Here is a 10,528-nt window from a genome sequence, read left to right as displayed (position 1 = left end):
AAGACATTTATCACAACATTTTTTTGTGCTTTCAAATAGCTCTACACCATCTATTGCAACAACCTTTAACCCATCTATAGTACCACCTCTAAAAACCTTATTTTTTATAGTGGTTTTAATTATATGATTATGAATTTCTTTTAATCCATCTAAATCAAAACCACTGAAACATCGCCTAACAGCGTCAATGCGTGGAGTTCTAGTTTTTTTAGGTAACACTTTTTTAAATTTACCTTTTTCAAGCCAATGGTCTAATCTATTGAAACTTCTTATTTGAAGCATAAATCCAAATAAAACAATAAAAGCAATTGTTGAAATTTTTACTTCTGATTTTACTCTTTTATCTTTTAAGGTATTGATTTTTTCACCTATATGGTATACCTTATTAATATAGGTGAGTAATTGTTTCAAATAACTTTTGCTCATTTTATCAGCATCCTTTTTGTGTGAGTTTTTAGACAAAACTATTATAAAAAGGATGCTTTTATTTTGCAACTTTTTTCTCTATAATTTCCAATAAAAATCGGAAAATCTCATATTTCCACTGATTATTCTTAAATTCTTATAAATCAATGGGCTACCAACCTAAAAAATTTTTAAGTGCTAAACTTCTGGAATGCTTCAAGTGAATATTTTACCACTTGAAGCAAATCTATATATTTAATACCAGTTAAAATGGAATTCTCCCTCTGCATCTTGATATACTTGAAACAACTATATATATTCAATACCTAAACAAATGTATTTACTTTATTATTTTTCTTCATTTTATATATTGCAATCAACAAAAACATTGTTGCAAATCCAAGTAAAACAAATATATTTATTCTAACATCCCAGAATGAACTTCCTCTCTGTATCTTTTTTATGGCATCTATTGTCCATGTTTGAGGTATAAAATTAGATATTTTCTGAATAGTTTTTGGCATTATACCAACAGGCCAGAAACATCCACCAAGCATACATGTAGGAGTTGTAATTAAATTTGTCATAATGCTAGCAGTACCTGTTGAATTTGAAAAAGCAGTAATTAGCATACCAATTGCTATAGCATTTAATCCAAAGCACATTAGAATTACTACCATTTGTATTGTAGGAACATAAGTCTGATACTTCATTATTTTCTCAATTATAAAAACGATAGTAATAACTTGAATGAATACTATAACAATATTTACAACTGCATTCGACAATACATATGTCCTAGAAGATACCGGTGAACTGCATATTCTATAATAAGTTCTTCTTCTCTTATCTTTTATTATAATTCTCGAAGTTACTGAACTCGACATCATAATAAACATTATAAACATACCAATAATGAGTCTTGTAATTGATTTATTTCTTGATACATCTTTTACAGGATTAGAAATCAATTTAAATCCATTTTTCTTATAGTTGTTATACATTTTATTAAATACTTCCCTATTCCCATCAGATGCAATACACATATCATTCAAATTTTTAATATAATAATTTACATAATTTTCTATCCACACTGTTGCTTCCTGCCCCTTAATTGATATTATATCCACCGTTTCAGGTGCACATTTGTATATACTCTCTCCAAAATGCTCTGGTATAACAAGTGCAAAATCCACATTACCTGAAGCAACTTCATCTGAAATGTCATATTCATTAATTTCCTTTATTACAAATTTACCCGTGCTTTTAATGTATTCAAACATATTGGTTGAATATACTGTTTTATCCTTATCTACTATACCCATAGTTATTTTTGATGTAGCATGATTCCCCAAAACAGATATCAATGCTACTGTAATTGCTATCGGCAAAATTATATATATAATAATATTGCCTTTTTTCATAAATGTAATTTTAAATATATTTGCTGCAATATTAATAAAGTTTCTCATTTAAGCCACCTCTTTTCTCATAAATCTTAATGATGACAGTATAAAAAATACTAATGCAATGCTTACATTAACCATTATAGCTGTTTTTACATATCTATAATCATTTCCATAAACAACACTAAATATAGACTTATTTATCCATTTAACAGGTGAAATATTTGATATTAAATTTAGTGCTTTAATGTTGTATTGCTCAATAGGAACATATCCCCCTCCCAGGAAAACCATAACAGGTATAATTACATTCATAAAACCATTTGCAATTTCCTCCCTTTTAATCATTATTCCAATACCTACACCGACACAAATACTCATAATTATTTGAGAACACAATATAACCAACACAGTACAAATGTCATTACCAAAATACACATTAAAAACTTTTTTACTAAAAATCATTACAATTAACATTTGAAACATTGATACTAAAAAAACTCCTAACACTTTACCAATAAACACATTATATTTTCTTGTTGGTGAAACATGCATCCTATTTTCAGTTTTAATTCTTTCTTCCATTTTGATTGCTTCCGTACCCGTCATAATAGAATACATAATTGTCATAGTAAGCATAGTAATACCATAGTAATCTATTGCTCTTGGGGACTTCTTTTTATCAATAGACTCCACTTTTACAAATGAAGTATCCCCCTTTAAAGATATTTTTTTCAATGCACTGGTATTTGTCTTTGCTATTTCTGAAATCACATTATACCTTTGAACAAACGTTCCTAATACTCCTTCTATGAGGCCAGCCTCAAAATTGTATCTATTATTTTTATATAATTTTATTTGTTTATTAGGTTCATCTATTTCGATATAGCAAGCATAGTAATCATTCTTAACTAATTCAAGTGCATTTTCTTTATCATCAATGTTCTCAAAAGTCATACCCATATCATTAAATCTTTTAATAAATTCACTAAATCCTTTTGAAAACTCTCCTTTTTCATCAGAGTGATAAATTACTCTAGTATTATTTAAGTCCAAACTCTCTCCATCGAAACCCCCAGAAAATGCTGCACCTAATATCACTATAAGCAAAAGCGGAAACAATATCATTATACTTATAAGATGTTTATCTCTAAAATCATGCTTTAATTCTTTAATGATGATACTTAAAATTTTCATTTTTCTGTCCCTCCCCCTTAATCTCTGAGCTTTCTTCCTGTAAGAGTTAAAAATACATTTTCTAAATTCGGCATTTTGCTTTCAATATTACTAATAGCAAACCCATTTTGAGTAAAATATAATATTATTTTTTCCAAATTATTCACTTCTTTTTTGCTATCAATAATTACTTTTTTGCTCGTAACCATGATATCTACAACACCATTAATTTGCTTAAGGCACTCTATTTCTACCTTCCCTATATCATTTACTGTAATTTCTAAACGCTTTTTATCAGTTACAATAGCTTCTAATTCTTCTTTTGTACCTTCTGCTATTATTTTACCGTGATCCATTATTCCTATTTTTGTACATATAGCCTCTGCTTCCTCCATGTAATGAGTTGTATAAATGATTGTGCTTCCCATATCATTAAGCTTCTTTATTGATTTTAAAATATGATTTCTTGATTGTGGATCTATTCCAACAGTTGGCTCATCCATAATTATAATATTAGGCTTATGAGCTAATGCACATGCAATATTAAGCCTTCTTTTCATACCTCCTGAGAAATTTTTAGGAATTGATTTTGACCTATCGTATAATCCAACAAATTCAAGTGCTTCTTTTGTTCTCTCTTTAAGAACGTTACCTTTTAATCCATACAAACTAGCAAAAAACTTAACATTCTCATATGCAGTTAAATCCTCATATATAGCAATATTCTGAGGAACAACTCCAATGTTTTTTTTAACAAACATAGAATGTTCGTTGATATCTTTATCAAGTATTTTAACTTTGCCTTTAGTGGCTCTAAGAAGTCCACACATTATATTTATCATTGTACTTTTACCTGCACCATTAGGTCCAAGTAATCCATATATCTCTCCCTCTTTAATTTCAATATTTACATCATCTACCGCTATAATATCACCAAATTTTTTAGTTAATTCTTCTATTTTGACTATACTCATATACGCTCTCCCCTTATATTAAAATTTTCTCTTTTAGGCATTTGAAAGAAAATATCAAGTCAATTATATTAACATACTGACTAGTTATTTTTTGAAGATGCCTTGTACTAATAGTATATAAAAAAAATGACCCTTATTTTAGTCATAAAGGTCACTAAACATACATGACAAAAGTCACATTTTTAATTTTACAATCTTCCTCCCTTTAAAAAATAAATAGCAATCTGAGTTCTGTGCTTAAGTCCTGTTTTATTTAAAATAGACGTGATGTAATTTTTTACTGTCCCCTCTGAAATAAACAATTCCCCCGATATTTCCTTGTTGCTAAGTCCATCTGCAATACATTGCATAATATCTAATTCTCTTTTAGTAAAATTACTTTTATCTATTTCATTATCTACAGTAGTATTTAAGCCCGTTTTGATTTTTTCCAATATAACATCCTGTACTACAGAATTACCATCCTGTAGAGTTCTTATTGCATTCTTGATTTTATCAGGTGAATTATTTTTGAGTAAATAACCTTTTGCTCCATTTGAAATTGCATCACATATATATTCATCCTCATCAAATGTTGTTAATATCAATACTTTTGTGTTTGTTTTTTGTGTAATTAATCTTGTAGCTTCAACACCATTCATTATAGGCATCCTAACATCTAATAATGCTATATCAACTTTTTCATTCATGCATATTTTAACTGCTTCTAATCCATTTTCCACACAAGCCACAATTTCAAAATCATCATCCATACCCAAAATTATTTTCAAACTCTCACTTATAAGCAAATCATCATCTGCAATCATCAATCTAATAGACATAATTATCACACCTTTATAATTGCTTAAGCATTTAAACAAAATATACTAGCATACCAACTAGTTATTTTTTGAAAATGCCTTACCCTATAGGAAGCAATATTATAACTGAAAAACCATCAGAACCATCTACCAAGAGCTTACCATTTACATATGCAGCCCTTTCTTCAATTCCAATTAACCCCATACTCTTTTTTATATTAATAGCTCCAATTCCATTATCTTTAATTTCAGCCTTTATCAATTTATTCAATATTTGAATCCTTATTTTTACATTTGTAGCTTTAGAATGCTTAATAATATTTGTTAGTGCCTCATTTATAGTATCATAAATAATATTCCACTGTATTTGGCTTATAATATTAATTTCATCATCAAAAACAAAATTAACATCTATGTTACTTCTACTCTTGAATTCATTTAATAACACTTTTATTCTATTAATTCCCATTTCTTCTTTTGATGGTTTTATATTTCTCAAAGTTTTTCTGATTTTATCCATTCCATTTCTCAATATAAGAATAGTATTTTCAATAATATTTTTTGATTTTTCACTGTCCCTATCAATAAGTAATTTTGCAGCTTCAAGCTGCATTAAACTTCCAGATATAACATGTCCAATATCATCATGCATATTTTGAGAAATCCTATTTCTTTCCTCTAATGCAGAAAAATACTTAAAACTATTTTGATATTCCATATCTATTTCTAATTTTTTATGGAGAAAGTAATTATTTTCTCTTAATTTATCATTTTCCTCAGTCAATCTATTAAGTTTTTCATACAAACGCAATACAAAAATAAATAATAAATACTCTATAGCTAAAACTAGTCCAAATTCTAAATACACTTTTTCTTTTAGTAATAACAAAATAAACCCTAAAATAATACAGCTTATTTTATTAGATATTTTAAAATAATATACAGTAGAATAGTAGTTTATCGGAAATAAAATCAAAAATAAATTATCAACATAGTATGCAATTATTAAATTATAAATAGTCAAAAAAAACACTATATACATTCGTGTTTTTTTATCTGTACTTATGTAGAATATCATTTTTGATATTATGTAAATTAGCATAATACAAACCATAAGAGTATTACTTATACTTTCATTTCTTATATAGTTGCATATACAGTATAAAATCAATATAAACTCATTGATAATTACTAATTTTTCCATTATATCATACCAAGCATTTTGTATACAGGCAACTTAAGTAACCATTCAAGTAAATTAGCAGGTATACCTACTAAATAATCAAATACAGCCATTTGTCCTGGCAAAATAGGCATTATAAATATAATAAAAATAATAAATCCATACCTATTCAAATTATCAGATATCCTTAAGAAAAATTTTGGAAATAAATCTCTTAAAATGTGGAAACCATCAAATCCTGGTATAGGCATTAAATTCAAGAAAAATAATACACAATTCAATGATATAGTTATCTCTACAATTAAGCTGAGTATGGTAATAACTGAATTATTAGCTTTAATGAAATAAAATACAACAGATATTAATACAAAAACAACAGCAATAAAAAAATTTGCAAGTGGTCCAGCTATTGAAACTTTAAGATCATCTTTATAGTAGTTTTTATAAGCTGACGGATTTATTTGTACTGGCTTAGCCCATCCAAACTTAAATAATAATATCATTATAAATCCTATTATATCAATATGTACAAATGGATTTAAGCTCAACCTCCCCTGCAATTTAGGAGTTTTATCGCCAAGCCTATCAGCCATCCATGCATGAGCAAATTCATGAAATGTAAACGCTATAAGTATAGCAGGTATCATAAGTACCGTCTTAAATAATTCCATTCTATCCAATTTATACCCCTCCTAGTCAATTTAAACTTTTTATTGTTACACAAACATCCTCTCCATTATATCAAAACTTTCTATTATTGGAAACACAGTTAAATCAAATTTCTGTTTTTATTAATTTAGAATCAAATATTGAAGCAATTCCTTTGTCGTAAATCTGCAAAAATGCACCTTTGTATTTATATTTTTTACCATCATTCAAATTTACTATAATGCTTTCAATAGGTATTTTCTCTAAAATAGTTCCATCGTTTTGAATATATATATTGCTTTTATATGTCGGGAAATCCAATTTTATACTATTCCAGTTTGATGTTTCAGTCTTATAATTACCATAATATATTTTTACAATTTTATTATTATATTTATTTTGGAGTTTACCTACATAAATGTTATCTGATTTATCCACACCTATTAAAACATAACCTTCATTTTCTTGAAACTGTATCTTCTTATTGTATTTTAAAATATTATTAACCACAAAAATATTATGATAAACATCATCTTCATAAATCAATTTGTCTTCATGAACTAATTCAGCAATATTGTTTATAAAAAAATGTTTTGTCTTAACCCTCTGTATATTATTTGAAATATCTATTCTATATATACTACACCTATCTCCTACATGATTAACCTTTATATAAATAATATTTGTCAATGTAGACATTTGAATATCACTAACATATGATTTATTATCTACTTTAGCAAAATCAAATACATCCTTTTTTACGTTATTATCACTATCATAATAGCTTAACTTCAATTCCTTTTTATCGTCTATAACCTTATTTTCAATTAATAACATTCTATTTCTATCTGAAAGCCACTTATAATATGATAATTTATATACATCATCAAAGTTAATATAATTTTCTTTACCAGTTTCTGTATCTGTAATATAGAGTTTACTTTCAAAATAATACGATATATATTTGCCATCATGAGATAGCTTAATATTTTTTGCTTCCTTAGGTACAGTAATATTAAAATTTTTATTCAAATTATTTTTCTCTACTAATTCAATAGTGTAATTTTCTCTCTTTGATAAATAAAATCTATCTATGTAATATAAAACACATATTTCAAATATAAAACCAACAACCATAAAAATAATCAACTTTCTTTTAAACTTCACATTTTTTCACCACCACGTTTCATTTCTCAACATATACTATTGTAGGAACACATCTTTCTCCTAATATATCTGGTGGATTGTTTATAACTTTTCCATTGTAATACATAGTTGTCGAAAATCCTCCATCAAGATTAACAGCATTATACGCCCCGAAATCAAACAAAATATCCTGCACCTCTTTTAACGTTGCACCCAAACAATTAACTCTTCTTCCATCTATGGCAAGTAATATTATAACACCATCTTTTCTCTGACCTATGGCAGTTCTAGGAGCTATTCCCCAACCTCCATCACCATTTTCTATTGTTTTTTTACCATTTACTATAAGAGGAGGCCCAAAAGAAATCACTTCAGATGCTTTAAGTTTAACTAACTGATTTAAACTATATTTTCCCACTAACAAATATCCTTCCTTAGTTAGTGCCATAACATCACTCTTTTTATATTTATCTTTTATATCATTGTATATCAATTTACCATCAGACATAAGAATTCCTCTTGGTGTTCCTCCTGTTCCAGCCCATGCAATACCATCGTTACTTCCTTTAAATCCACCACCATTTATAGCCGCAATAGCATTATATCTTTTAGCTATTTCACTAGTAGTTTGCCCCTCTGTTCCAATCTTTGAAGTATAACCTACTTTAACTCTTCTTGGGTTATACACTAAAATAATTTTACCCTCAAATCTATTTCCCTTTATTTCATACAATTCTATGCCATTTTCATTATTGCTAATATTTATATCTTTTTCTAATTTACATTTGCCACTTTGAGAAATATCTTTTACTATTTGTTCATTCATTATTTGATTTATTTTTTTATCTGATAAGAATAATTCTGCTATCCATTTATGGTTCATTGTGGTCATTAAAGATTTGACAACTACATCTCTAATATTATGAAATGGGCCATAAAAAACAAAAAAAAACAATATAATAATCATAAAAAATACTTCTAAAATGATACATTTTAATAATTTAATCACTTCATAAATCATCCTCGTTTTTTATCTTTTATAGCTATTTTACTACAATACTCTGTTTTTTTAAATACATTTGCATTTATAAAGCTTACAAAACTCCAGTAAATGAGTTTACTAAAGTCTTTTAGATGATTCTAATGCTAATGGTGACCTTTCACATTCATCATATTTTAATGTAACCTGATAACAAAACTTACTCCCTTTCATTTTCTCTGCTGCATAACATAATCCATTTGACCTAGAATCAATAAAAGGATGATCTATTTGATCAGGATCTCCAATCAATATTAATTTTGTTCCATTACCAACTCTTGTAACAATAGCTTTTATCTGTTTTGGAGTAAGATTTTGTGCTTCATCTATTATTACCCAATTTTTAACAATAGACCTTCCTCTCAAATATGCCACTGCTTCAGTAGTAATAATACTCCTATCAAATAACTCCCTAACCTTATCTTCTAATTCTATTTCATTTTTATACCTTTGACTTTCATCAGAATCTACAAGTATTTCTAAATTATCTAATATTGGTCGCATGAATGGCATTATCTTTTCCTGTTCTGTACCCGGTAAAAAACCTATTTCCTCATCCATTGTAATATTGGGTCTACACACCAGTATCTTTCTATATTTTTTATCCATTCTAGACATAATCTTTTCAAGTCCAACTGCTAATGAAAAGAGTGTTTTCCCTGTTCCAGCCGGTCCTTTAATTATTGCTAAAGGTGCCTTATCAGCATCTGTATATAAAGCCTCAAGCATAAATTTTTGCCCTACATTTTTACATGTTATTCCATAAGGTTTATTGTCCTTAAATAACAATGGCACTATTTTTCTGCCATCAAAACGTCCTAATGCTGTTTTTCTATTATTATCTATTGAATGAAGTATGACAAATTGATTTACATAAATATTTATTTGTTTTTCTCCATTTACTATATCTGAATAATAATCAATGTTATTTATATCTAAATACTTATTTTTATAAAAAAAATCAATCTTATCAGATGGCACAAACAAATCAATTCTACCAGTATATTGATCATCATAACTAGGTACCACCTTTTCATAAAAATCTTCAACATTAATATCAACCGTGTCCGCTTTAATTCTTTCAAAAATATCTTTTGTTATAAGATAGACTTCCTCACCCTTTTCTTTTAGTCCTATACATACTTGAATTATTCTATTATCAGCTTTTTTTCTATCCCACCATACTGGAATTTTGGAATCATAATGATTCATTTCTACTCTTATTTTTCCACCATTAGGGAGAATAACTCCTTCATTTAATTTTCCTTTTTCTCTAAGGCTATCAAGCAATCTAGCTACATTTCTAGCATTTGCCCCCAAATCATTTTTCATTTTTTTTAAATTATCTAATTCCTCTAATACAACTTCTGGAATAATAACATCATTATCACCAAAAGATAGTATAGCATTAGGCGAATATAATAAAACATTTGTATCGAGAACATAAGTTTTTTTCAAAATTTTATCCCCCTTTCCTTACTATTATATGAAATATATGTTATATAATGTTCAATGCTTATAACATACTTGAATACATAAACTAAAATTTTATCGCAAATATTACTGAAAAAATGCAGTTTATAAGCATCTTTATAGCAGATATTATGCATTGAATAAATATATTCAGAAGTTTAGCACTTAAAAATTTTTTAGGTTGATAGCCCATTGATTTATAAGAATTTAAGAATAATCAGTGGAAATATGAGATTTTCCGATTTTTACTGGAAATTATAGAGAAAAAAGTTGCAAAA

General features: G+C 27.4%; 9 protein-coding genes and 1 pseudogene. All 10 read right to left on the bottom strand.

The window, feature by feature from the left end; translation table 11 throughout:
* Positions 1-426: pseudogene (locus CLTEP_RS12330) on the bottom strand (transposase); the annotation flags it as partial.
* Positions 427-731: 305 nt separating this feature from the next.
* Positions 732-1,877: an ABC transporter permease gene (locus CLTEP_RS12325; protein ID WP_066827145.1), complete on the bottom strand. Its 1,146-nt coding sequence runs from the start codon at positions 1,875-1,877 to the stop codon at positions 732-734.
* A complete protein-coding gene (locus CLTEP_RS12320; protein WP_066827143.1) occupies positions 1,878-3,008 on the bottom strand; it encodes a SagG family ABC transporter permease subunit in 1,131 nt (376 codons plus the stop codon).
* Between the two features lie 17 nt (positions 3,009-3,025).
* Positions 3,026-3,961 carry an ABC transporter ATP-binding protein gene (locus CLTEP_RS12315; RefSeq protein WP_066827141.1) on the bottom strand — a complete coding sequence of 312 codons (936 nt, stop codon included), beginning with the start codon at positions 3,959-3,961 and terminating at the stop codon, positions 3,026-3,028.
* A gap of 188 nt (positions 3,962-4,149) precedes the next feature.
* A complete protein-coding gene (locus CLTEP_RS12310; RefSeq protein WP_066827139.1) occupies positions 4,150-4,782 on the bottom strand; it encodes a response regulator transcription factor in 633 nt (210 codons plus the stop codon).
* Positions 4,783-4,861: 79 nt separating this feature from the next.
* Positions 4,862-5,965 carry a sensor histidine kinase gene (locus CLTEP_RS12305; protein WP_066827138.1) on the bottom strand — a complete coding sequence of 368 codons (1,104 nt, stop codon included), beginning with the start codon at positions 5,963-5,965 and terminating at the stop codon, positions 4,862-4,864.
* Entirely contained in the window at positions 5,965-6,615 is a 651-nt protein-coding gene (locus CLTEP_RS12300) for a site-2 protease family protein (RefSeq protein WP_066827147.1), read from the bottom strand. Before CLTEP_RS12300 ends, CLTEP_RS12305 begins: the two co-directional genes overlap by 1 nt.
* A gap of 103 nt (positions 6,616-6,718) precedes the next feature.
* Positions 6,719-7,759: a hypothetical protein gene (locus CLTEP_RS12295; RefSeq protein WP_066827137.1), complete on the bottom strand. Its 1,041-nt coding sequence runs from the start codon at positions 7,757-7,759 to the stop codon at positions 6,719-6,721.
* Between the two features lie 19 nt (positions 7,760-7,778).
* Positions 7,779-8,747 carry a phosphodiester glycosidase family protein gene (locus CLTEP_RS12290; RefSeq protein WP_084364944.1) on the bottom strand — a complete coding sequence of 323 codons (969 nt, stop codon included), beginning with the start codon at positions 8,745-8,747 and terminating at the stop codon, positions 7,779-7,781.
* Between the two features lie 111 nt (positions 8,748-8,858).
* A complete protein-coding gene (locus CLTEP_RS12285; RefSeq protein WP_066827134.1) occupies positions 8,859-10,235 on the bottom strand; it encodes a PhoH family protein in 1,377 nt (458 codons plus the stop codon).
* Positions 10,236-10,528 lie beyond the last annotated feature (293 nt).

The organism is Clostridium tepidiprofundi DSM 19306, assembly GCF_001594005.1.
Taxonomy (GTDB): domain Bacteria; phylum Bacillota; class Clostridia; order Clostridiales; family Clostridiaceae; genus Clostridium_AC; species Clostridium_AC tepidiprofundi.
The sequence above is the reverse complement of the archived record's forward strand: the minus strand, read 5'-3'. Positions and strand labels throughout refer to the sequence as shown.

What these genes read in the sequence shown, in the direction of transcription:
- CLTEP_RS12325 (WP_066827145.1), bottom strand. Translation starts at nt 1,877, where the DNA reads ATGAGAAACTTTATTAATATTGCAGCAAATATATTTAAAATTACATTT.
- CLTEP_RS12320 (WP_066827143.1), bottom strand. Translation starts at nt 3,008, where the DNA reads ATGAAAATTTTAAGTATCATCATTAAAGAATTAAAGCATGATTTTAGA.
- CLTEP_RS12315 (WP_066827141.1), bottom strand. Translation starts at nt 3,961, where the DNA reads ATGAGTATAGTCAAAATAGAAGAATTAACTAAAAAATTTGGTGATATT.
- CLTEP_RS12310 (WP_066827139.1), bottom strand. Translation starts at nt 4,782, where the DNA reads ATGTCTATTAGATTGATGATTGCAGATGATGATTTGCTTATAAGTGAG.
- CLTEP_RS12305 (WP_066827138.1), bottom strand. Translation starts at nt 5,965, where the DNA reads ATGGAAAAATTAGTAATTATCAATGAGTTTATATTGATTTTATACTGT.
- CLTEP_RS12300 (WP_066827147.1), bottom strand. Translation starts at nt 6,615, where the DNA reads ATGGAATTATTTAAGACGGTACTTATGATACCTGCTATACTTATAGCG.